This window comes from Subtercola sp. PAMC28395 (assembly GCF_018889995.1).
Taxonomy (GTDB): Bacteria; Actinomycetota; Actinomycetes; order Actinomycetales; family Microbacteriaceae; genus Subtercola.
The window spans coordinates 890,234-911,155 of record NZ_CP076547.1; the positions used below are offsets into that span (position 1 = coordinate 890,234).

Here is a 20,922-nt window from a genome sequence, read left to right on the forward strand (position 1 = left end):
AACAGAACTTTTTCTCTCAGCGTGACGAATCAGACTCTGATGCCGTCTCACTAACGACTATCGCACACCGGCCCCCACACCAGCGGGGGCTTGAACCGAGGAGAAGTTCCATGGCAAACTCGAACACCAACCCGACCAGCGTGACACCCACCATCGTGGCCACGCCGACGCTCTCCCCGAGCGCCGAAGTCGCCGTTGGCAAGACCGTCATCAACGACAGCGTCATCGCCAAGGTCGCGGGCATCGCTGCACGCGAAGTCGCCGGTGTTCACGCCCTCGGCGGCGGCGCGGCCCGCGCCATCGGGGCGATCCGCAACGCGATCAGCAGCACCGACCTCACCCAGGGCATCAACGTCGAGGTGGGCGAGACACAGGTCGCCGTCGACGTGACCATCGTGGCCGAGTACCCGGTGCCGCTGCAGGATGTCGCTGACGGAGTTCGGCAGTCGATCATCCGCGCCATCGAAGACCTGGTCGGTATGGAGGTCACTGAGGTCAACGTGACCATCGACGATGTGTACATCCCGGCCGATGACGCCGAGACCGAGACCGAGGCTCGGGTCCAGTGAGCCTCGGCAACGACAGTGCGCGCCTCGGCGCCTCAGAGACCGTGACCGCGCGAGTCTCAGCAACCCGGACCGGCATTCTCGTGGGCGCCGTTCTGGCCCTCACCTGGATCATCTTCGGCTTCTGGGCGTTCGTCTTCGTCGTGATCGCCATGGCGATCGGTGCCGTGGTCGGCCGGGCCCTCGACGGCAGGCTCGACGTCGCCGCGCTGGTCGGGGCGTTCAGGGGTAAGCGTTCCTCGTCATGACGCCCCAACTGCAGGCTTCTGAAGCCCAGGTGGGTCGTACCCGCGTCTCGTCGCGCGCCCTCGACAGGATCGTCGGCGCCGTGGCCGCCGACGCACTCGGGGTCGAGACGAAAGTTGTGCAGGTACGACTGGGCGACGACGGGGGCAGCCTGGCAATCGCGGTGGCTTCGCCCATCCGCGCGGTGCCGCTGGTGTCGCCCGGTCGCGTCGCCGGGCCATCGTCATCACGAAGCAAGCCGACAGGCACCCTGCTCCAGCGAGCTGAAGCTGCCCAGGACCAGATTAAGAACCGGGTCGGCGAACTCACTGGATCGGCCGTCGGCCGAGTCGAGGTTCGCCTGACCGGCGTTCGGCTCGAGAACGATCGGAGAGTGAAATGACCAGCATGACCGAGACCGAGCCTCGAATGGTTTCGACCGCGTCGACGCGATCGATCGACGACGTGGCGCAGGGCTCCGGCAAACCGGTCGACCAGACTCCGGATGCTGCGCCGGGCGCAGGCGCAGATGCCCGGTTCACGCGGCTGTACTCGCGGCTCCGCCGCCGAGAGTTGCACTCCCCACGCTCCACAGCGGCGATCGCGACCGCGGTGGTGGTCAGCGCCGTATTCGCATACCTCGTCGTGGAGATCGTGCTGCGCCTCTTCGGGCAGCCGGCACTGCTGGCCTCCCCTTCCGCGCTCGCGGCGGGCATGGCCGATGCGGCGACATACCCGAGCGGGTTGCTGCTCGCCGGGGGCCTCGTCATCGTGCTCGTCGGGCTTGCCTTGCTCGTGATCGCCGTGTCGCCCGGGCGTCGTGCCAGGCATGCACTGACCTCCCCGCGGGCAGTCGTGGTCGCCGACAACGAAGTGATCGCCTCGTCGATTGCCCGGCACGCCGCTCGTGCGGCGCGCACCAGCCCTGACAACGTGATGGTGAGCGTATCCAGCCGCACCGCGCTCGTGCACATCGTGCCTGCATCAGGGGTTCTCGTCGACACGGGAACGGTGGGCCGTGCTGTTGAGGAACACGTCGGTTCGCTCGGCCTGGGTACGGGCATCCGGTGCCGGGTCACCGTCGCTGAGCACGGAAAGGTCGGAGCATGAACAGCACGAATCGCGCCTTGAACCGCGCGCTCCTTCTCGTGGCAGGGCTCGTGATGATCGGCATCGGTGGCATGGCGATGCTGCTCGCCGGCTCGCAGCCTTTCGCTGGGGCGTGGCGTTCGGCCGCACCCGCAGTCACCGCAACCGTGGACGGCTGGTTGCTCGCCACCCCTCTCGCCGCGCTCGGTCACAGCTGGCTGCTTGCTGCAGCCGTCGTGCTTCTTATCGCTGCCGCAGCCTTGGTGACCTTCGCGCTTCGCCAGGGCGGCGGTCACACGCGCCGACTGCTCGATGGGCCCTCCACCGCTGCCGGTTCTACTGTCGTCGAGGCGGGCGTGGCCGAGCAGTTACTCGGTGATGCGCTTCAGGCGCGGCCCGAACTGCTGTCGTCGCGGGTCTCGACCTACCGTGTGCGAGGGCAGTCGGTACTCAAGATTTCAGTCACCTGCAGAAGAGGCGTTTCGCCCACAGAAACGGCGCGCACCATCGAAAATCTGCTGGTGTCGCTCGACGAGCAGCTCGGCGCCCGCATCGCAGCCGTGATCCAGCTGGGCGGAGGATTCAGGGTTCGCGCCTCGGCGTCAACCCGCTTGCAGTGATTCGTCTCTTCGGCTGGACTTTGATGAGACGCGCAGATTTCACCCTCCAGGAGCCCGCAGCGACGGGGTGACTGGACACAAGACCTTCCGGCTGCGAACCCCGCGCTGGAAAATGAGGAAAGGAAGAACCGACTATGGGCACTTCAGACAAGATCAACAACGCAGCTCAGGATCTCGCAGGCAAGGCCAAAGAGGCAACCGGCAAGGTCACCAACAACGATTCACTCACCGCGGAGGGCCGGGCCGACCAGGCTGCAGCCAGCGCGAAGAAGGCCGGCGAGAACGTCAAGGACGTCTTCAAGAAGTAGTAAGTCCACCGCAGGGGTATTTACCACTGCAGAGGGTGGTTCGGCCTGCGAGGGGCCCCGGGAGCGATCGTTCCTGGGGCCCCTCGCCACGTCGACGCCTGCTGGATCTGCGTTCTACGCGGCGACCAGCGCTGTCGGCGCTGCGACCGTGAGTCGGCCAGTCGGGCTCGGGATGCCCGTGGCCGGGTCGAGCTCGAACAAGGCGACATCATTCGATTCGGTGTGGGCAACGAGCAACCGTGTACCGAGAACGACGTGGTGGCGGGGCTTGACTCCGCAGGTCGAGACGTCGGCAACCGGATGAACGGCCCCCCGGTCATCCACCGACATCGTGCTCAGCCGATTCGATCCACGTACGGTGACGTAGGCGAACCGCGCGTCGCCCGACAAAGAGATCTCAGCGGCAGCATCGAACGGCTCGATCGGCGCCGAGACCGCCGACGACGTACTGGTGATCTGCAGGAGCGGGAGCCCTGACGGGCCGTAGGCACGCACATTCTCGGCGGGCGCGATGGTGACCACCTCCACGGAGTACTCAGTGAGAACGAGCAGCGCTCCGCTCGGGTGAAGCGCAACGTGGCGTGGCCCGCTCCAGAACGGGAGCACGATCTCGTGATCCAGCACAAGACGGGAGCCCGCGGCCGCCCCGGGTGACGCCTCGGGATTCTCGGCGGTGGGGCGGTACTGCCAGACACGCACCAGGTCGAAACCCAGGTCGGTGCTGACGATGCGGCCGTCGGGGATCACGATGCTGGAGTGGGCACGGCTGGTCCGTGGTGCGAAACCGGCCTCAGCAGCCTTCGCCGTGGTGACCGCGAGCGCTGCCTGCTCGGCGTAAGGGTCGCTGGCAGTCGCATCCTCGAATCGCGAGACGATGGCACCAGAATCGTCGAGGTCGTAGAGCACCAGCTTGCCGTCGTTCCAGCACGAGACGATGATGAAACGACCCGCCGGATCGACGGCGACATGGCAGGCTGCAGCTCCGGAGGGCCAGGTCTCGCCGAAGGGCTCGAGTGCGTATTCCGCGACGCGCATATAAGCCCCGACCGTCTGCGCCCTCTCACCTACCGCATACACAACGGGCAGCGTTGGGTGTGTCGCGAGAAACGACGGGGAGGGGATGGCTATCGCGGTTCCCAGCCACTGCAGACCCGGGTCGCCCTCAGATGATGTTGTCGGCGCTGAGGGTGCGCGATCAGCCTCGGCCGCAGCCAGGACACCGCGAACCCTGAGGGCGCCGATCCCCTCGCCGTCGTGCCCGGAGTCTGCTGTATAGGATCCGACCCAGACCAGCTCGCCGAGTTCGTGTTCGTATTCTGGGCGAGTACTCATCGCGCATTCCTCTCGTCGGGCAAAGCACCCGCTCCATCGGATAGTGCGCTACGCACCCTCGGCGCAAAGAACGCCGTCAACGCCGCCGAGAGCGCCGGCGGGTCGGCCGCGTGGGCCAGCTCCCGCGCGGAGTGCATCGACAAGAGGGGAACCCCGACGTCGACCGTACTGATTCCGAGCCGGGTCGCCGTCAAGGGCCCGATCGTCGAGCCACACGGCACGGTGTTGTTCGAGACGAACTCCTGGTAGCTGACGCCGGCATCGGCGCAGGCTGTTGCCCAGAGGGCGGCCCCCCGGGCATCCGTCGCGTAGCGCTGGTTGGCGTTGATCTTCAGCAACGGCCCGCCACCGGCGATCGGGCGGTTCACCGGGTCATGCTTCTCGGGGTAGTTCGGATGCACGGCATGCCCCGCATCGGCAGAGATGCACCACGACCCTGCGTAGGCCCGGAGCCTCTGCTCGGTCGTCGCTCCCAGGCCACCCGAGATGCGCGTGAGAACGTCATCGAGAAGGGGGCCGCTAGCCCCCGAGCGGGATTCAGAGCCGAGTTCTTCGTGGTCGAAGGCCGCGAGCACGCTCACGTGCCCATCGATTCGCCCGGGGCAGTCTGGCTCCGACAGTGACAGTAGCGCAACCAGGCCGGCGAAGACCGAGCTGAGGTTGTCCATGCGACCAGCGGCGAAGAGCTGGCGGTCGAGGCCGAACCTCTGTGGCGGGGCAGTGTCGGCGGTGACGATGTCATAACCCAACACGTCAGAACCATGGAGCCCGGAGTCCTGGAACGCAGTGCCATCGAGCTCGGCGCGGGGCACAAGGCCGACGAGGTGCTCGAGCAGGTCGGCCTGCGACACGTCGCCCACCCCGAAGACCGGGCTGGTGTGTCGCTGGCGGTCGAGCGTGAGCCCGGCATTGGCGTCGCGATCGAGGTGGATGGCCAGCTGCGGTATGCGAAGGAACGGCCCGGTTCGAACAAGGTGGGTTGCGCCGTCGGCAGTCACCAACCGGCCAGCAAGCTCGAGCTCCCGGTCGAGCCAGGAGTTGAGCAGCGGGCCGCCGTAGACCTCGACGCCGGCCTGCAGCCAGCCGTTCGAGGACGTGGTCGGCTTGGGTTTCAGTTTGAAGCCGGGCGAATCGGTGTGGGTACCGATGATGCGGAATGGTGTCGCAGGCCCTGCGGTGGGCGGAACGCTCCACGCGACGATCGAGCCGTCGCGCACCACATAGTGACGTGCGGGTGATCCGTCGCCGATTCCCGCACCGGCTTCGGAGCTCGGCCACTCAGCTCGCTCGTCGAGTTCGGTGAAGCCCGCGGCGGTCAGTTGCCGGGCAGTCTCTGCGACAGCGTGGTACGACGAGGGAGACGCGGTGATGAACTGGGCGAAGTCGTCGATGTAGTCGGGTTCAGCATCCATAGCCTTCAGTCAACCACTCGGAGGCTACTGCCGGAGATACCCGAGACCGAACGAGCGGGTGTCGCCGTGGTTCACTGCGTTCGACAACCAGGTTTCGAGGGTCACCCCGTCTTGCTCCGACGACGTGTACCGGTCTTTGCTGGCAAGAATGTGGGGTGTCTCACCGCGGCTGTCTGCATCGACGTTCGTGAGGAACAGGCTCACGCCGGGCGGGGATTCGATGAGAGTCCTGAGCGTCGACTTCAGACCGTAGTTCCAGTCGGAGCCGGCCTGCGGCGAATAGTACCCTCCGTCGAGACTGGCCGAGAAGGCGGCGAGCGTCTTGTCGAGCAGCGTCTGCGAAACGAGGGTCGTGAGACGCGATCCATACCGGGCCGAGTTGAAGGTGATGGCGTCTTTCAAGGGGTTCCGCGTAATCGCAAAGCCGTAACGCGATTCGAAATCGGCACCCCAGACCGGGTCGACAACGCTCGGGAAGGCGCTGGCGGCGAAATAAGCGCTGTCGGAGTACTGGAAGAGCGCCGCGGACGGGTAGTGATCGGCGACGTCTCCCAGCCAGATGGCTGCGCTGAGCCCGCCGGTACCGGAGCCGGCGACGAGCACGGTGCCGGGCTGCGCGGCCTGGCCGTACACCCAGGCGAGTGCCGCCTTGGTGTTGTTGTGGCCGTTGAAGAAGGCCGTGGACTTCTCACCGCTCTCCGAGGTGAAGGTGCGGGCCGCATCACCGATGCCGAGGTCGCCCGTCGTGGTCGGGATGTACACCGTCGTGTAGTCGGAGAAGGGGTTGCCTGCAGTCGTTCTCAGAATGCCGCCGAAACTGTTCACCTCATAGAACGGCAGGTTCGGCGAGTAGAAGTTGCCGCCACCGATGACGCTCGAGGCCAGCGTGACCGGCTGGATCGCCGTGTCTCCGTTCCAGTTGAGGCCGCCGTCGCCGAAGAACAGCATCACCTTGTCACTGCTGCCGGGCTTGACGAAGATGGTGAAGGGTGTGCCATCACCGTTCGCGGCGGGGGCAGGCAAGACGACGCTGCTCCAGGTGCCCGGTTTCGCGGCCGACAGGGTCGCCACCTGCGGTGCCTGCTTCACGATGAGCGCCGCCGCACCGAGCAGACCACCCGCAACCAGCGCCAGGGCCGCTATGACTGCCACCACCACGGTCGGCCAGCGGCGTCGCCGGGCAGCCGTTACGTCGGGAGTCGCGGGTGTCACCGGTTCATCATTGCATGCCCGGCCTTGAGCTAGAGCAGCACCGACCCTGTCACGCACGTCACCGTCTGGCCGCCGACCCACACCTGGCCGCCCTGGAGGTCGAGGTCGACCAGGCCGTCGCGTCCGAGACGGGTGCCCTGCCGTGCGAGGTAGTGGGTCGGGGCGTGGCCGGCCCCGATCATCCACTGTGCGAGGCTCGCGTTGAGGCTGCCGGTGACCGGGTCTTCGCGAACCCCCACGCCCCCCGCGAAGCCACGCACTTCGAACTCCGGATGCCCGGCGGCAGTCGCCCGCGGCCCCACGATGCCGATCGAACGTTCGCCCAGCGCGTCGAAGTCGGGCTCTGCGGCAAGCACGGCATCGGCCGTGGCAAGCAGCACGCCAGCCCAGCCCGGGCCGTTGTCGACCCAGTTCGAGTCGACCACGTCGGCGGGCGAGATTCCGAGGGCGGCCACGATGTCGGTGAGCTCGTCGCTGTCGATCGGGCCGCTCCGCAGCAGTGGGGGCGCCGCAAAGGCGAGTCGAGCCGATGCCGCGTCGACGCGAATCTGAACCAGGCCGACGCCACACTCCTGAACGACGATGCCGCTCTCACGCGGCACTCCACCCGCCTCGAGCCAGGCGTGCGCAGAACCAAGGGTCGGGTGCCCGGCGAACGGCAGCTCGCTGCTGGGGGTGAAGATGCGCACCCGGTAGTCGGCGCCCGCCTCTGCCCCGGCGAGAGTCGGAGGAAGCAGGAACGTCGTCTCAGAGAGGTTGGTCCAGTTCGCAAATCGAGCCATGGATGCATCGTCGATGCCTTCGGCGTCGAGTACGACCGCCAGGGGGTTCCCTCGATAGGCGACCGCGGTGAAGACGTCGACCTGCGTGAATGCTCTGGTTCTCATGGCTGGCTCTCTTCTCATGGTTGGTTCTCTGCTCAAGACTGGTTCGGTTCCCATGCCTGGCTTTCCCGCTGCGGGGCGGTCTGCTCGGCCTCTGTGAATCCTGAACGGTGAAAGTCTTCGCGGTAGAAGCCAGTGTCGCGCGTGCGGATGGGAGCGTACCCGTCACGGCGAATGGCATGCACACTGGCGACGATCGCAACCAGACCAATTACGGCCAAAAGCCCGAGAAATATCATCACCACTCACTCCATTTGATCGTTGACCGGTCCAGTTGAGCCTAGATTGGCCCGCCTCTTGTGAACAATGCCATCCAATTGCAGATTCATACTTTCGTCAACAGTCCACTTTTGGTATGCTGGCTTGGTGACCTCCCTCCGCCTCTCTGCCCGTGCCCTTGAAAACCTGCTCGGTGAGTGGAGGACCGGCTCGGCCACGACGTACGTTGCGCTCGCTGACCGCATTCGCCTGCTCTCGCTCGACGGGCGGATTCCGGGGGGCAGCAGGCTGCCGGCAGAGCGCGAGCTGGCTGCGAGACTCTCGCTCAGTCGCAGCACGATCGGTGCCGCCTACGCACACCTTCGCGAATCGGGGTACGTCGAGAGCATCCGCGGCTCTGGCAGCGTCACGCGCTACCAGCCCCCGGCGACGACACACGCGGGGTTCCACATCGGCTTGGGCGACGATGTCGACGGCGACTTCAGCGGGGGCTTCAGCGGGGACTTCACCACCGAATTCGGCAGCGGCTTCGCTGACGAGGCCAGTGACGAGTTCGACGTGATCGCCGAGCACTTCGTCTCCGGCGAAGCTGGCTCACAACGGGCGACTGCGATCGACAGCAGTCAGCGTGACCAGCGCACCCGCCAGACCCCTCCACTGCCTGCCTTCGATTCGATGCTCAACTTCACCCAGGCGGCCCTGCCCGCCGCAAGCGAAGTCAACGAGGCCCTGCAACTCGCCGCGGCTGAGATCGGCCCATTCCTGAAGACGACCGGCTTCGAACCGTTCGGCCTGCCGGCGCTGCGCCAGGCGATTGCAGACCGATACCGCGAGCGCGGGCTGCCCACGCACCCCGACGAGATTCTCGTGACCAGTGGCGCGCTCAGCGGCCTCAGCCTCATCGCCAGAACCCTCATCAGCCGCGGCGACCGCGCCATCATCGAGTCCCCGACCTACCCCCACGCGGCCGACGCGCTGGCAGCAGCCGGCGCCCGACTCGTTCCCGTGGCGGTCACCGTGGGGGAGGGGTGGGACGAAGATGCCTTCACGCAAGCCCTCGTTCGCACGGCCCCGACGGTGGCGTACATCATGCCCGACTTCCACAACCCCACTGGCGAGACGATGAGCAACGACTTTCGTCGCCGCCTGGTCGATGCGGCCCAACGCGCCGGAACCGTGCTCATCGCCGATGAGACCACAGCCGAACTCAACATCGACCGTGCCGACAATGACTCCTTCGCCCCCCTCGCCAGCTTCGGTGACGCCATCATGCTCGGCTCGGCGGCGAAGACGCTCTGGGGCGGCCTCCGCATCGGCTGGATCCGCGCGCCCCGCACGATGATCCGTCGCCTGCTCGGCACCCGCGCGTTCACCGACATCGGCACCCCGCTGCTCGAACAGCTCGCCGCAACGCACCTCATCAGGCAGACGGCTGCGATTCTGCCCGAGCGCCAGAAGGTGCTGCGTGCTGGACGCGACCTGGTGCGTGAAACCCTTGCCGTCACCCTTCCCGACTGGCAGCTGCCGGCGATCTCGGGTGGCCTCTGCCTCTGGGCGAAGATGCCGCGTGCCGCCAGTTCACAACTGGTGCTGAACCTCCGGGCCCGGGCCATCCTCATGAACGCCGGCCCGCGCTTCGGCATCGACGGCGCATTCGAGCGATTCCTGCGCATTCCGACGAGCTACTCGCCCGCCGACACGTACCGTGCACTGGATGCCCTGCAGCACACCTGGCATGACCTCAACGGTCGCCCGCTCACCCCCGAGCTGCCCTCCTTCGCCGAGATGGTCTGAGCGCAGCATCCTGACCCGCACTGTCAAACTGCCCAGTGCGCGCGAGCAGGCGTTTCGCGTCACCTCGATGCGATGAGAGCACCGCACGAGCCAGCCGGACACGTGCCGCGTCAGAGGTCGAGCAGCACCTTGCCGCGCCGGCCGCCCGCGGCGACGGCATCCTGGGCTTCAGCCGCATCGGCGAGGGCGAAGTGCCGCGCGACCGGCAGCACGAGTGCGCCCTCGACCACAAGCGCAGCGACCTCGCTGAGCACGCCGGCGTTCTGCTCCTTCGCCGAGCCAGACGAGAACGTGACGCCCAGCGCGTAGGCAGCAGGGTCGGCCAGCGTCACGACGCGCTCCGTGCCGCCCACAAGTTCGATCGAGCCGGGCAGCACTCCGGCACCCGCGGCGTCGAGCACGGCATCGACCCCGTCGGGAGCGAGCTCACGCACGCGCTCGAACACACCTTCGCCGTAGAGCACCGGGTGCGCGCCGAGGTGCCGCACGGCATCCGTGTCGCTCGCGCTGCACGTCGCGATAACGGTGACGTCGGCGCGCACGGCCAGTTGCACGGCGAGCGACCCGACAACACCCGCCCCGCCGTGGATCAGCAGGGTCTCGTGGGGTTGCAGGCGCAGAAGGCCGAGTCCGCGGGTTGCCGCGTCAGCCGCGACCGGCAGGGATGCCGCAGCCTCCCAGTGCAAAGCGTGCGGCTTCTTCGCCACCACCCTGGCTGCTGCGAACTCGGCGTACGAGCCGCTTGTCGCCCAACCGAACACCTCGTCGCCGACCACGAGACCGGAGACGTCAGCGCCGAGCTGTTCGACGGTGCCCGCCATCTCACTGCCGGGCACAAGCGGGAACGTCGGATGGATGACCTTCTGCATGCTGCCGGAGCGCAGCTTGAGGTCGAAGGGGTTCACGGCTGCGAATCGCACGCGTACGAGTACTTCGTCGGGGGCGATGCCCGGCACCGGGCGGTCGTCGGTCAGATTCAGAACGTCGCTGCCGCCGTAGGTCTCGAAGGTGATGGCTCTCATGCCAGAAACCATACTCGCCTTGCGAACGCTGCCTCAGTTCTCGACGCGCAGGCCCAGGTGCTCAGCCAGAAGTGGGGCGAAGAGCAAGAGCTGCCCGTCGTCGATGATGGTGCCGGCGAGCCCGGCGATGCCGTGCAGCCCAGCGAACTCGCTGCTGCGAAGGTCGACATTGGTGCAGGTGGCACCAGTCGCATCGAGCGTGCCGATCCGGCAGTTCACGAACGCGACCCGGTTGCCGGTGAAACCGGCGAGGTCGAGGTCGGTGATCGCGCACTCCTCGACAATCACGTTGTTGAGTTTCGACCCCCGGAGGTTCAGGTAGTCGATCTTTCCCCCGCGAAGGTGCACAGATTCGAGCTCGGCATCGAACAGCTCGGCCGATCCCCAACGGGGGCGCTCGATGCGCACATCGCGCCACGTGGTTCTGGCGGCTCTGAGGGAGTGGGCAAAAGGTGCATCGAAGACCGATTCGATGAAGCGCGAGCCCCGCAGCTCGGCGTCGGTCAGGGTCACGGAGTCGAACCGGCACTCGAGGAACGAGCATCCACTCAGATCGTCGCCGGTGAAGTCCTTCACCGAGATGAGTTCGCCCTCGCGATAATCACCAGGCGAAATCGGCCGATCGTTGCCCTCTCCGGCCGGCACGACGGGTTCGGGGAAATCGATGTGCGGTGGCTGGGCCGCGACTGCCTTCTTCTCACGCATCGGAATCGATTTTACAGGGAGGGCAGCGTACATTGGCCGAGGGAGTACTCTCCTCACCGATACGCGAACGGACGAACCCACACCCGTGCCCCTCCTCAACGAACGAGCCACCAGCGCGCTCGACCAGGCCAGCGCACAGCGCCTCACCGTTGCGCTCCAGACCGAGGCGAACGCCGCGCGGGGCCGCCGCGTCAAGGCAGCATCGGCCGACGCTCCCGCCCGCGACGCGACGACCTCGCCTGCGCCGGCTCGAACCACCGAACCGCGCCGGGCGAAAGGCACTGCCGCGCCGACGATCATGGTGGATGATCGCACTCTTCCCGTCACGCCCGAAGTGGTTGAAGCGGTTCTCGACCTCCTGCGCCGGTTCGCCGAGGGGCACGCCGTGGTTGTAGCCTCGACCGATTCGCTTCTCACCACCTCGCAGGCTGCGGAGCTGATCGGCATTTCAGCGACGTACCTGCTGCGCCTCGCCAACGACGGCGTCATCCCGGTCGAGTACCGCGGAACTCATCGTCGTTTTGCCCTGGCCGACGCAACGGCGTACCTCGAGAAGTCGCGTGCTGCCAAGGCCGAACGCGCAGCGGCTTCACTCCCGGACGGCGATGGCACCTCAGAGGCGGGCGCGACCGCCGAGTCGAAGTTGCCAGCCGGCCAGAAGACACCCGGCGTGACGAGCAAACGCAGACGCACCGCAGGCTGAGCCCCGGGCCCGGCTCAACCCCCTCCAGCCGCACCGCCGGGCGAACCGCGCGACGGTGTCGCCTCCCTCCGCACCGCCGAGCGAACCCCGCGACGGTGTTGCGTCTCGGTCGAACGCGTGGGAAGCACTCGGGCGGCTGTGGGGTTGACACCTGTGAGGTGCCCGAAATCCCGGCACCGCACCCTCGTCAGCGTCACCCGAAAGGAACGCCATGTCAATCGTCGTCACCGGAGCCACCGGCCACCTCGGCCATCTCATCGTCGAAAGTCTGCTTGCGCGCGGTGTTGCGCCGGGCGACATCATCGCCGCCGGGCGCAACCCAGAGAAACTGGATGCCCTGCAGCCGCTCGGCGTGCGAATCGCCGTCATCGACTTCACCAACCCGACCTCTCTTGCGGCAGCATTCGAGGGCGCAGACACACTCGTCCTGGTGTCGGGCAGCGAGGTCGGGCAGCGGATTGCCCAGCACTCCAACGCGATCGATGCGGCGAACGCCGCCGGAATCAGCCACATCGTCTACACGAGCGCCCCGCGCGCAAGCACCAGCGCGTTGATTCTCGCGCCGGAGCACAAGGCGACCGAAGAGTACCTCCGGGCATCCGGAATCGACTTCACGATTCTTCGCAACAACTGGTACAACGAGAACTACACCCGTGGCCTCGGCCAGATCGCCGAGACGGGCGTGTACCTGGCAAGCACCAGCGACGGTCGGGTGGCGAGCGCCTCGCGTGCCGACTACGCCGAAGCCGTCGCTGCCGTCCTCACAGCAGAGAACCCCTCAGCGCATGTGAACGCCACCTACGAGCTCTCGGGTGACGTTGCCTGGAACGGTGCCGAATTCGCAGTCACACTGAGTGACGTGCTCGGCCGCGAGGTCGCGTATTCGTCGGTGACCGCCGACGACCATGCCGCAGCCCTGCGCGCCGCAGGCCTCGACGAAGCAACCATCGGCTTCGTGACCGCTCTCGATGCAAACATCGCAGACGGCCTTCTCGACAAGTCCTCCGACGATCTGTCGCGCCTGATCGGCCGGCCCACCACACCCGTCGGGGTCACGCTGGCAGCAGCTGCAGCCTGACCTGAAGGCCCAGTGTGAGCGTCGGAACCCCGAACCCGGGCTGACGCTCACACCGCCCTCTCCCTAGACTGAAACCACAGACCGGAACCACACGCTGGAACCACCCCAGACCCCATCACCGCGTGCGCCTTCGGCCCCCCAACCCGCACCCCACAGACAGGTCACGCAATGACGCGTCGCGACCCGACCCACGCTCTCTCCTTCGGCAGAGCCGTCGGCGACTACGATCGTGGCCGCCCACGCTACCCCGATGCCGCTGTCGACTGGGTGCTGGCCCAGACTCTCGGCAGGCTCGGGCCCGCTCACGCGGCCGCCGGCCCCCTCGATGCGCTCGATATCGGCGCCGGGACCGGAAAATTCACAGCCTCTCTCCTCGAGAGGGGCCTCAACGTCACTGCGGTGGAGCCCGACCCCGTGATGCGCAGCCGGCTCATTGAGACATTCGGCAGTCGCTATGGCACGGCACTGACCGACGTCGAAGGCACCGCGGAGGCCCTTCCGGTTCCTGCGGCGAGCGCCGACCTCATCACCTTCGCCCAGTCCTGGCACTGGGTCGATGGCACCCGGGCATCGGCCGAGGCCGCCCGCGTGCTGCGGCCCGGCGGCACCCTCGCCCTGGTCTGGAACATCCGTGACGATTCCGCCGAGTGGGTGGCTGAGCTCGGCGCAATTATGGGCACCTCGTCGGCCGAGCGCTTCGACAGCATCAGCCCACCGGTCGGGGCCCCGCTGCACACCTACGCCCACGCAGACTTCTACTGGGACAACACCATCACCCGCGAATCGCTCCTGGCCATGGTGACGTCGCGCAGCTACGTGATCGCCCTGCAACCCGACGCGCGCGCCGAGATGCTCCGGATGATCGAACTCCTGCTCGACGAACACCCCCACCTGGCCGGCCGCACCTCATACCTGCTGCCGTACGTGACGCGGGTGACCCTGGTGGCTAGCTGAAACGCTTCTTCGCCTGCTTCGACGCCTTCTTTGCAGCCTTCTCGGCGGCCTTCGTGGCGTCGGCGGTGGCCTGCTTGGCTGCCTTCACAGCACGCACACGGGCCTTCTTCACCTGGGGGTCATTCCAGAAGCTGGTGGCCGTTGCAGCGATCTCCTTGTAACGGGTCTTACCTGCCTTGGCACCGAGAACATACGCCGCGAAACCCAGTGACGCGATGAACAGGAAGCACAGTACTTTTTTCAACGATCTCTCCACATCTGACGAAGCCGACTCTTCACTACTATCATGGCCGCTTGCATGGATGCCCGGTGGGGCCTTGACGGCGAACGACTCAGGCACCACCGGCGAGTTCCGCCAAAAAGCGCCCCTCGGGATCGAGGCGGCCGAGCATCAGCGTCATGATGCGATCAAGACTGGCCACGTCCTCCTGGCCCAGGGGAGCGATCGCATTGTGAAGCACCGTGGCGACGTGACCCGGAGCAGTGGCGACGACCTTCTGCCACCCCTCCTCGGTCAGCACCGCGTTGGTGGCGCGCCTGTCTTCGGCGCAGGGAGTGCGAGCAACGAACCCTCGCTTCTCGAGCCGCGAGACGACGTGCGAGAGTCTCGGCAGAGTGGCGTTGGTCGCTGAAGCAAGCGCGGTCATACGCAGGGTCCGATCGGGTGCCTCTGACAACATCGCGAGAGTGAAGTACTCGAAATGTGTCAGGTCTGCATCGCGCTGCAATTGCGTGTCGAGCACGCCGGGCAGCAGTTCGACGACCGCGATGAACTTCACCCAGGCCTGCAGCTCGTCGGCTGTCAGCCAACGCCGTCCAGGAGTCGATTCGGTTTCACCCATGGCCCCATTCTAGACCGTTACTTGATGCAACAACTGTTCGAAACTGCGTCAGTTGTAGCAACAAGTCTGTTCGTCCTGTGGGCACGGCCGGAGCTGCGCCGGGCCCGCATCAGTTCGCTGGTCGACATGGCTACGCTGGGTGAACGACCGATCATCCACCGTCTCACGATTGGGAATCCACCGCCATGACCGCTTCTCTACCGCCTCGTGTACCGTCAGCACTCAGCCAGGTCGATCTCGACCGCCTGCGTGATGCGATCGAGGTGTCGAAGCGCTCGGTTCGAAGTGGCAACCATCCGTTCGGGGCCGTTCTGGTCGATGCATCCGGTGCCGTCGTACTCGAAGCAGAGAACACGGTCGTGACCGGCAACGACTGCACGGGCCACGCCGAGACCAATCTGGTTCGCGCTGCCTGGAAGGCGTTCGGCCCCGACGCTCTCGGTTCGTACTCGCTGTACACGAGCTGCGAGCCGTGCGCAATGTGCTCCGGCGCCATCTACTGGTCGGGAATCAACCGCATGGTCTACGCCATGTCAGAAGCCGAACTGGGCGAACTCACCGGCGACCACGCCGAGAACCCCACGATGTCACTGACCAGCGAGATCGTGTTGAACAGTGGCCAGCGGCGCATCACTGTGCTCGGCCCGGCTCTCAGCGACGAAGCGCGCGTGGCCCATGACGGCTTCTGGGCCTGACGGCGAGCTGGCCATGATGCGTCGTCGTTCACAGCTCGACGTCGATTCGATCATGTGAAGCCGTCCCAGAGCCGACCGATGATCCAGCGGGGCGGAGCCTGATGGACCCCACTCGCCGCCTGATGTTCTGGTTGAAGATCCCCTATGCGGCCGACGCGGCGCTGGTTGTCATCGGCATTGCCCTGATCTCAGGCGGGCAGTCCGTCGGCTGGTGGGTGCTGGTGTTCGCTGCAGTGCGGGCCGTTGTCGGCACCATTGCCCTTGTCTGGATCGCACCCCGGATGATCGCCCGACGACGACCAGAGACCGCCCCGCTCACGAGCCCACGCGGCTCCGAGTCGCCTGACGACCGAGAGGGAGAAACTCCGTCTCGTCCGGTCTGAACCAGCTCAGTTTCGATCAGCGCAGTTCTGATCGGCAGAGTCTGGGCTAGTCGAGCCCCTCGACGTCGACAGCGGCGTGCGACTCGTGATCGACGGCTGAGCGCAGCAGGTACGACGGTGTCGGCTCGTTCTCAAAGCCCTCCACGGCGCCAGAGACGACGAACGGCGGGCGCGAAGCCGACAGCTCAGAAGCTGCGTTGTGTGGGGTGGGGTTGTTCAGCATGCAGAAATCCTAGCGGCCGACGCGGCCTCGGCCGAAAATCAGCCAGAGAATCGTGCCGACCACGCTCAGGAAGAAGGCCACCAGGATCCAGACGAACTTGCCCAGAGCACCATGGTTCGGGTTTCGGACGATCGACACGATCGTCGCGACGAAGATGATCAGATACAGAATGCTGAGAAGAAAGCTGATCGGTTCCATGAAAGTGTCCTCTGTCGTGGCGCGCGCGGATCGGTCGAATGACAGCATAGTGGCCAACGCAGACGCGCCTCAGGGTCACTCCGCGCACACTCCGCAGCCTTCCCCGCACACTCCACCGTGCACAGGCTCTAGTCTTAACGCAGCGCTGAGCGAAAAGCGACGAACGAGGAGTCAGAGTTCATGTCAGACAACATCATCGACAGGTCCCCCGGAAAGGCGCTTCCGCGCCCGATCGCCGTCTTCACGGCGTTCCTGATGTGGGCCGTCGCCATCGTGCTCTGGAGCATCTCGCCTCTCGTGACCGACTCGGCGGCCAACAACTTCGTCATCGACACGGCGCTGGTTCTCGCGTCCGTCGGCTTCTCGATGCTCTTCATCGACTGGGTGCGCACGGCAGTGAGGGCACTCGTCTTCGGCGTCATCGCCATCGCGCTCTTCGCGATCGTCGACCTGAATGGGATTCTCGTCTTCACCTACACGCTGCGGATGATCGTCCCGCTGTTTGCGCTCTACACCCCGGTCAACCGCATCTCCTCGAACTTCCGCATCTTCGCGTAGACACGAGCCTCCCACACCGGACCGAAACAGAAGAGCCCGGTGGTTCCACGTGGAACGGCCGGGCTCTTCTGTATTCCTCGATGTGCCTTCTAGACGTCGGCCGTCTCGAGGTTGTGCTTGCGGGCATCTTCAGCGTCGATCGCCCGAAGTGAAGCGCCCTTGGTTTCGCGCAGCGTGAGAACCGTGATGCCCGTGATGATGCAGGCGATCACGATGTAGATCGCCACCGGCACCCACGAGTGGTACTGCTGGAGCAGTGCCGTCGCGATGATCGGAGCCAGCGAACCGGCAAGGATCGACGTCAGCTGGTAGCCGAGCGAGACGCCGGAGTAACGCATGCGGGTCGGGAACATCTCGGCCATGATCGCCGGCTGGCCGGCGTACATCAGGGCGTGGAAGCAGAGCCCGATCGTCACCGCGAAGACGATGATCGCCGGGTTCTGGGTGTCGAACATGGGGAACGCGAAGAACGCCCAGGTGGCTCCGAGCACGGCACCGGCGAAGTACACCGGCTTACGACCGATGCGGTCAGCCAGACGCCCGATCTGAGGGATCACGGCGAAGTGCACGGCATGGGCGATGAGCAGGGCGAGCAGCAACTGGCTCGTGTTGTACTTGTGCACGGCCACGAGGTAGACGATCGTGAAGCTCACGATGATGTAGTACAGGATGTTCTCCGCAAAACGCAGCCCCATGGCCTGCAGCACGCCCTTCGGGTACTTGCGCACTACCTCCTTGACACCGTAGCTGGCCGTCTTCTCCGCCTCAGCCTGGGCACGTGCCTCGAGAAAGATCGGGGCCTCGGTGACGTGCGTACGAATGTAGTACCCGACGAACACGATCACCGCCGAGAGCCAGAACGCAACGCGCCAACCCCAGCTGAGGAACTGGTCGCCGGGCAGGATCCACGACATGATCAGCAGCACCAGGGTAGCCAACAGGTTTCCCACCGGAACAGCGGCCTGCGGCCAACTCGACCAGAACGCGCGCGACTTGTCAGGGCTATGCTCTGCGACAAGCAGTACGGCACCTCCCCATTCCCCGCCGATCGCGAAGCCCTGCACGAACCGCAGCACGACGAGCATGGCCGGCGCCCAGTACCCGACGTTGTTGAAGCCGGGAAGGCAGCCCATCAGGAAGGTCGAGACACCGATCAGGATGATCGTCGCCTGCAGGGTCTGCTTGCGGCCGAGCTTGTCGCCGATCTGGCCGAACACGATCCCGCCGAGTGGGCGGGCGATGAACCCGACTGCGTAAGTGATGAATGCCGCGATGATGCCGTCGAGTGGGGTGTTCGCATTCGGAAAGAAGAACTTTCCGAATACCAGACTGGCCGCTGTGGCGTACAGGAAGAACTCGTACCATTCGACGACGGTGCCCACCATCGAAGCGGCGACGATCTTCTTGAGGCCCGCCACGGCGGTCGGAGTGGGCTTGCCGGGGCCGCTTGCGTCCTGGGAGTACGGGTCTGGGCTGGAAGTGTTGATGCGGGAGTCAGCGCTCACGATTGAGTCTCCTTCTGTGTCGTCAGTGACACCTGGTTTGTGAAGCCAGCGGTGCGTCGTGCCGCACATTGCGGCTGCACTGAGTATTCGCGCACATCAAAGGCATCGCAATGCCCGATTGCGCACACTTCGTCTGCAGAGTTGCAGATTGCGAGGAGAATTCACATCGACAACACGTGCACCTTCAGTGCGACATGGCTGCCATCTCACCGCCGCCGATAGTGTCGGCCGGCTTCCGCACGAAGAACGAGACCGCCACTGCCGCGAGGGAGATGATCGCGCCCACAAAGAAGGCTGCCCGAATACCGTCTGTCTGCGCCAGCACTGGATCCATGCCGGTGGCGACGAGCGACGTGGCGTGGGTCGCCATGATCGTCACGAAGAGCGCTGTACCCGCGGCACCGGCGACCTGTTGCACAGTACCGACCACGGCGGATCCGTGGGAGTACAAAGCCGGCTTCAGCGACCCGAGGCTCGCCGTGAAGAGCGGGGTGAACATCAGCGCGAGACCGATGCTCAGAACGATGTGGGCGATGAGGATCATCCACACCGGCGTCGTCGATGTCACCTGCGTCAGCACCCACAGCACTGCGCTCACGATGATCGCGCCAGGCACAAGCAGCACTCCCGGGCCACGCCTGTCGTAGATGCGGCCGACGAACGGTGCGAGCACTCCCATGATCAACCCACCCGGCAGAAGCAGCAGCCCGGTCGCCAGAGTATCGAGACCCAGCACATTCTGAAGGTAGAGAGGGAGCAGGATGAGGGTTCCGAACAGCGCCATCATGCTGATCGCGAACATCACGATCGAGAGGGTGAAGTTCTTCGAGGTGAAGGTGCGCAGATCGAGCAGGGCGCGGTCAGTGCGCTGCAGGGCGAGCTGTCGCAGAATGAATGCCGCCAGGCCCGCGATGCCCACAGCCAGGGGAGCCCAGGTGGGCAGGCCGCCGAGTTGCGTTCCTCCGCCGATGGTCGTGAGCCCGTAGACCAGGCCGCCGAACCCTATGCCTGAGAGGATCACGGAGAACACGTCGAACGGAACACGGCGCGGGGTGGTCACATTCGGAATGCGGAGAGCGCCCAGGACCAGCGCCGCAAGGGCGATCGGCAGGACGAGCCAGAACATCCAGCGCCAGTCGAGCACGCTCAGGATGAGCCCGGAGATCGTCGGGCCGATGGCAGGAGCCACCGAGATCACAATGGAGATGTTGCCCATCGTGCGACCTCTCGAAGCCGGTGGCACGAGGGTCATGACCGTGGTCATGAGCAGAGGCATCATGATCGCCGTGCCACAGGCCTGGACGACCCGCCCGACCAGCAGGATCTCAAAACCGGCGGCGGTTGCCGAGATGAGCGTGCCGATGCTGAAGAACGTCATCGCCGCGATGAAGACCGGGCGGGTATTGAATCGTTGGAGCAGGAATCCCGTGATCGGAATGACGACGGCCATCGTCAGCATGAATGCGGTGGTGAGCCACTGCGCCGATTCGGCGGGAATGTTGAGACTCGACATGAGACGCGGAAGCGCGACGCTCATGATGGTCTCATTCAGGATCACGACGAACGCGCTCACGAGCAGAATGCCGATGACCAGGCGATTGCGAGCGTCGATCCTCGTGTCGGCGTCGGCCTGCGACTCACCCGCATTGCGGGCGTTCAGGGAAGATCCGCCGGTCGCGCCCGAGTCGGTCCCCGATCCATCTGCTGTTGCGACGGGGATCTCCGAGACGATCGACGTGTCGGGGGCAGTGTTCTCTTGCACCGGGGCTCCTGTCGGTTGAAGCGAAAACGAGTCGAAATGTGGCACGCGCATCCCCACGTTCACCACAAGCCGGCACAACCGCCACATATTCCGAGGCGTTGGTCGAAACTCGACGTCACCATATGTGTACGATGTTCACATTACTGTGTGATCGCGCTGCTGCACAGCGCCGCGTCAAAGATCCCGCCCGAAGAACAGCGAAGTGGCAGAGTGCACGTAGTGGCCGAAGGGTGGCGCAGGGGCGTACCCCTCGCGCTGGTAGAACCGCACCGCGTCGGGTTGCGCAGGGCCGGTCTCGAGCAGCAGGCGCGTGATTCCCCGGGTGACGGCTTCGCTCTCGAGGGCCCGCAGAAGCAGGGTCGCTGCACCGGTTCCCCGGGCAGCGGCCACCACGAACATCCTCTTGATCTCTGCGGTGTCGTCGTCGAGTAGCCGCAGGGCGCCACAGCCGAGCGCTTCTCCAGCGTCATCTCGTGCAATCAGGAAGACGGCGATGTCTTCCGCAGTGGGCTTCACACCGGGCTCGGTGTCTGCGCCATATCGGGTGTCGAGTTCGGTTCGCTGGGCTGCACGCAGCTTCACTCCGTCGGGGTCACTCCACGCTGTCACTTCGATCGTCACTGTCACAGGTCA

Annotated in this window: 26 protein-coding genes; 13 read left to right on the forward strand and 13 right to left on the reverse strand. The window is 65.6% G+C overall.

Annotated features, from left to right (window positions below):
• The first annotated feature begins 110 nt into the window (after positions 1–110).
• The 6 genes from KPL76_RS04205 to KPL76_RS04230 all read left to right on the forward strand — a co-directional run bounded on the left by KPL76_RS04205 (position 111) and on the right by KPL76_RS04230 (position 2,808).
• On the forward strand, positions 111–569 hold the full coding sequence (locus KPL76_RS04205) for an Asp23/Gls24 family envelope stress response protein (RefSeq protein WP_216335260.1): 459 nt from the start codon (positions 111–113) through the stop codon (positions 567–569).
• Positions 566–814, forward strand: coding sequence for a DUF2273 domain-containing protein (locus KPL76_RS04210; RefSeq protein WP_371733935.1), 249 nt, complete (start codon positions 566–568; stop codon positions 812–814). Before KPL76_RS04205 ends, KPL76_RS04210 begins: the two co-directional genes overlap by 4 nt.
• A complete protein-coding gene (locus tag KPL76_RS04215) occupies positions 811–1,194 on the forward strand; it encodes a hypothetical protein (protein ID WP_216335261.1) in 384 nt (127 codons plus the stop codon). Before KPL76_RS04210 ends, KPL76_RS04215 begins: the two co-directional genes overlap by 4 nt.
• A complete protein-coding gene (locus KPL76_RS04220; RefSeq protein WP_216335262.1) occupies positions 1,191–1,901 on the forward strand; it encodes a hypothetical protein in 711 nt (236 codons plus the stop codon). The genes KPL76_RS04215 and KPL76_RS04220 overlap by 4 nt, the downstream gene beginning before the upstream one ends.
• Complete coding sequence (locus tag KPL76_RS04225; RefSeq protein WP_216335263.1) at positions 1,898–2,500, forward strand: hypothetical protein; 603 nt, start codon at positions 1,898–1,900, stop codon at positions 2,498–2,500. Before KPL76_RS04220 ends, KPL76_RS04225 begins: the two co-directional genes overlap by 4 nt.
• A 134-nt stretch (positions 2,501–2,634) precedes the next feature.
• Positions 2,635–2,808, forward strand: coding sequence for a CsbD family protein (locus KPL76_RS04230; RefSeq protein ID WP_216335264.1), 174 nt, complete (start codon positions 2,635–2,637; stop codon positions 2,806–2,808).
• Between the two features lie 114 nt (positions 2,809–2,922).
• Here the strand turns inward: KPL76_RS04230 and KPL76_RS04235 are convergent, their stop codons facing one another.
• From KPL76_RS04235 to KPL76_RS04250, 4 genes are read right to left on the reverse strand one after another with little or no spacing between them, the layout of a single operon-like run.
• A complete protein-coding gene (locus tag KPL76_RS04235; RefSeq protein WP_216335265.1) occupies positions 2,923–4,140 on the reverse strand; it encodes a beta-propeller fold lactonase family protein in 1,218 nt (405 codons plus the stop codon).
• Positions 4,137–5,552 carry a M18 family aminopeptidase gene (locus KPL76_RS04240; RefSeq protein ID WP_216335266.1) on the reverse strand — a complete coding sequence of 472 codons (1,416 nt, stop codon included), beginning with the start codon at positions 5,550–5,552 and terminating at the stop codon, positions 4,137–4,139. Before KPL76_RS04240 ends, KPL76_RS04235 begins: the two co-directional genes overlap by 4 nt.
• Before the next feature lie 24 nt (positions 5,553–5,576).
• Entirely contained in the window at positions 5,577–6,764 is a 1,188-nt protein-coding gene (locus KPL76_RS04245) for a hypothetical protein (protein ID WP_216335267.1), read from the reverse strand.
• A gap of 29 nt (positions 6,765–6,793) precedes the next feature.
• On the reverse strand, positions 6,794–7,651 hold the full coding sequence (locus KPL76_RS04250) for a PhzF family phenazine biosynthesis protein (RefSeq protein ID WP_253202165.1): 858 nt from the start codon (positions 7,649–7,651) through the stop codon (positions 6,794–6,796).
• Between the two features lie 363 nt (positions 7,652–8,014).
• On the opposite strand from KPL76_RS04250, the gene KPL76_RS04255 reads away from it, so the two are divergent.
• Positions 8,015–9,661: a PLP-dependent aminotransferase family protein gene (locus tag KPL76_RS04255; RefSeq protein WP_253202166.1), complete on the forward strand. Its 1,647-nt coding sequence runs from the start codon at positions 8,015–8,017 to the stop codon at positions 9,659–9,661.
• Between the two features lie 110 nt (positions 9,662–9,771).
• Here the strand turns inward: KPL76_RS04255 and KPL76_RS04260 are convergent, their stop codons facing one another.
• Together KPL76_RS04260 and KPL76_RS04265 are read right to left on the reverse strand one after the other, a co-directional pair.
• Entirely contained in the window at positions 9,772–10,683 is a 912-nt protein-coding gene (locus KPL76_RS04260; protein ID WP_216335270.1) for an NADP-dependent oxidoreductase, read from the reverse strand.
• A 33-nt stretch (positions 10,684–10,716) separates the two neighbouring features.
• Entirely contained in the window at positions 10,717–11,388 is a 672-nt protein-coding gene (locus KPL76_RS04265; RefSeq protein ID WP_216335271.1) for a pentapeptide repeat-containing protein, read from the reverse strand.
• Positions 11,389–11,473: 85 nt separating this feature from the next.
• Between KPL76_RS04265 and KPL76_RS04270 the strand changes: the two genes are divergently transcribed.
• The 3 genes from KPL76_RS04270 to KPL76_RS04280 all read left to right on the forward strand — a co-directional run bounded on the left by KPL76_RS04270 (position 11,474) and on the right by KPL76_RS04280 (position 14,123).
• A complete protein-coding gene (locus KPL76_RS04270) occupies positions 11,474–12,091 on the forward strand; it encodes a helix-turn-helix domain-containing protein (RefSeq protein WP_253202167.1) in 618 nt (205 codons plus the stop codon).
• Positions 12,092–12,302: 211 nt separating this feature from the next.
• Positions 12,303–13,169: an SDR family oxidoreductase gene (locus tag KPL76_RS04275; RefSeq protein ID WP_216335272.1), complete on the forward strand. Its 867-nt coding sequence runs from the start codon at positions 12,303–12,305 to the stop codon at positions 13,167–13,169.
• 168 nt (positions 13,170–13,337) lie between these two features.
• A complete protein-coding gene (locus KPL76_RS04280) occupies positions 13,338–14,123 on the forward strand; it encodes a class I SAM-dependent methyltransferase (protein WP_216335273.1) in 786 nt (261 codons plus the stop codon).
• Here the strand turns inward: KPL76_RS04280 and KPL76_RS04285 are convergent.
• Together KPL76_RS04285 and KPL76_RS04290 are read right to left on the reverse strand one after the other, a co-directional pair.
• Positions 14,116–14,367 carry a hypothetical protein gene (locus KPL76_RS04285; RefSeq protein ID WP_253202168.1) on the reverse strand — a complete coding sequence of 84 codons (252 nt, stop codon included), beginning with the start codon at positions 14,365–14,367 and terminating at the stop codon, positions 14,116–14,118. The genes KPL76_RS04280 and KPL76_RS04285 overlap by 8 nt on opposite strands.
• A gap of 88 nt (positions 14,368–14,455) precedes the next feature.
• The gene (locus KPL76_RS04290) at positions 14,456–14,965 is read right to left on the reverse strand and encodes a MarR family winged helix-turn-helix transcriptional regulator (RefSeq protein ID WP_216335274.1); all 510 of its coding nucleotides are present in this window, start codon (positions 14,963–14,965) and stop codon (positions 14,456–14,458) included.
• A gap of 185 nt (positions 14,966–15,150) precedes the next feature.
• Here KPL76_RS04290 and KPL76_RS04295 point away from each other — a divergent pair, with 185 nt between their 5' ends.
• On the forward strand, positions 15,151–15,660 hold the full coding sequence (locus tag KPL76_RS04295; RefSeq protein ID WP_216335275.1) for a nucleoside deaminase: 510 nt from the start codon (positions 15,151–15,153) through the stop codon (positions 15,658–15,660).
• A gap of 101 nt (positions 15,661–15,761) precedes the next feature.
• The gene (locus tag KPL76_RS04300) at positions 15,762–16,043 is read left to right on the forward strand and encodes a hypothetical protein (protein WP_253202169.1); all 282 of its coding nucleotides are present in this window, start codon (positions 15,762–15,764) and stop codon (positions 16,041–16,043) included.
• A 46-nt stretch (positions 16,044–16,089) separates the two neighbouring features.
• Here KPL76_RS04300 and KPL76_RS04305 read toward each other — a convergent pair whose 3' ends face one another.
• The gene (locus tag KPL76_RS04305) at positions 16,090–16,266 is read right to left on the reverse strand and encodes a hypothetical protein (protein WP_216335276.1); all 177 of its coding nucleotides are present in this window, start codon (positions 16,264–16,266) and stop codon (positions 16,090–16,092) included.
• A 9-nt stretch (positions 16,267–16,275) separates the two neighbouring features.
• Positions 16,276–16,464, reverse strand: a complete 189-nt coding sequence (locus tag KPL76_RS04310; RefSeq protein WP_205106191.1) for a PLDc N-terminal domain-containing protein — start codon at positions 16,462–16,464, stop codon at positions 16,276–16,278.
• 180 nt (positions 16,465–16,644) lie between these two features.
• Here KPL76_RS04310 and KPL76_RS04315 point away from each other — a divergent pair, with 180 nt between their 5' ends.
• Positions 16,645–17,022 carry a hypothetical protein gene (locus tag KPL76_RS04315; RefSeq protein ID WP_216335277.1) on the forward strand — a complete coding sequence of 126 codons (378 nt, stop codon included), beginning with the start codon at positions 16,645–16,647 and terminating at the stop codon, positions 17,020–17,022.
• A gap of 89 nt (positions 17,023–17,111) precedes the next feature.
• Here the strand turns inward: KPL76_RS04315 and KPL76_RS04320 are convergent, their stop codons facing one another.
• The 3 genes from KPL76_RS04320 to KPL76_RS04330 all read right to left on the reverse strand — a co-directional run bounded on the left by KPL76_RS04320 (position 17,112) and on the right by KPL76_RS04330 (position 20,916).
• A complete protein-coding gene (locus KPL76_RS04320; protein ID WP_371733971.1) occupies positions 17,112–18,440 on the reverse strand; it encodes an MFS transporter in 1,329 nt (442 codons plus the stop codon).
• Between the two features lie 271 nt (positions 18,441–18,711).
• Complete coding sequence (locus KPL76_RS04325) at positions 18,712–20,340, reverse strand: MDR family MFS transporter (protein ID WP_216335278.1); 1,629 nt, start codon at positions 20,338–20,340, stop codon at positions 18,712–18,714.
• 123 nt (positions 20,341–20,463) lie between these two features.
• Entirely contained in the window at positions 20,464–20,916 is a 453-nt protein-coding gene (locus KPL76_RS04330; protein WP_216335279.1) for a GNAT family N-acetyltransferase, read from the reverse strand.
• Between the last annotated feature and the right edge of the window lie 6 nt (positions 20,917–20,922).